This window comes from Pseudomonas agronomica (genome assembly GCF_025917275.1).
GTDB classification, from domain to species: domain Bacteria; phylum Pseudomonadota; class Gammaproteobacteria; order Pseudomonadales; family Pseudomonadaceae; genus Aquipseudomonas; species Aquipseudomonas agronomica.
This window is the reverse complement of record NZ_JAOSHO010000890.1, coordinates 1-1,050: the sequence shown is the minus strand read 5'-3', so window position 1 is coordinate 1,050 and position 1,050 is coordinate 1. Positions and strand designations below refer to the sequence as shown.

1 protein-coding gene is annotated in these 1,050 nt (G+C 63.6%); it reads right to left on the bottom strand.

Annotated elements, in window-relative coordinates; all coding sequences use genetic code 11:
* Window positions 1–80 precede the first annotated feature (80 nt).
* The coding region (locus tag OC610_RS27925) for an AMP-binding enzyme (RefSeq protein ID WP_264432820.1) at window positions 81–1,050 on the bottom strand (970 nt) is incomplete at its 5' end.

Sequence of the window (1,050 nt, the reverse complement as noted above, 5' to 3'; positions counted from 1 at the left end):
CGGTGGCCGCGCCGAGGCCGGAAGCGCCACCGCTAACGAGGAAAATCTTGTTGTCGATCTGCATCATGGTTTCCTTGGATTCAAGCTGAAACGTTCTGGGCCAAAGTCTCTTGAACCTTGGCGATTTCCTGGTTGCGCAAGATAAAGCGCTGCAACTTGCCGCTCGGGGTTTTCGGCAAGTCGCTGACAAATTCGATTTCACGGGGATAGGCATGGGCCGCCAGCCGCTGGCGTACGTGCAGCCGCAGTTCTTCGGCCAGCTCCGGCGCGGCGCGGTATTGGGCGCTGAGCACCACAAAGGCTTTGACCAGCTCGGTACGCTCCGGGTCGGGCTTGCCGATCACGGCGGCCTCGACCACGGCCGGGTGCTCGATCAGCGCGCTTTCCACATCGAACGGGCCAACCCGGTAGCCGGACGTGGTGATCACGTCATCACTGCGCCCGACGAAGCTGATGCTGCCGTCGGGGTTGAACTCGACGGTGTCGCCGCTCAGGTAATAGTCCCCGACGAAGGCCTTGGTCGGGCCCCCTTCGTAACCGGCGAACCAGCACATCGGCGATTGGCTGCGGTCGACGGCGAGAATGCCCGGTTGGCCGACGCCGAGCTCCTGATGGTTGTCATCCAGCACCACGATGCGGTGGCCTGGCGAGGCAAAACCCGCCGCCCCCTGGTGCACCGGATGCTCGAGGCCATGGTGATTGCACAGCACCATGCCCAGTTCGGTCTGGCCGTAATGGTCGTGGATCACCACGTTCAAATTGTCGGCGAACCAACGGATCACTTCCGGGTTCAGCGGCTCACCGGCGCTGCTGACGATGCGCAGCTTGCCCTTGACCGCCCGGGCGAACCGTTCGCCGCCGGCGATCAGCAGGCGATAGGCCGTGGGCGAACCCGCCAGGTTGGTGATGCCGTATTTGTTGATGACGCGGCAGGTGCTGTCGAGGGTGAACGGGCCGTCGTAGAAGGTAATCGGATGTCCCAGCGCCAAGGGGCCGGTCACGCCGAAATAGATGCCGTAGGCCCAGCCCGGGTCGGCGACGTTCCAGAAC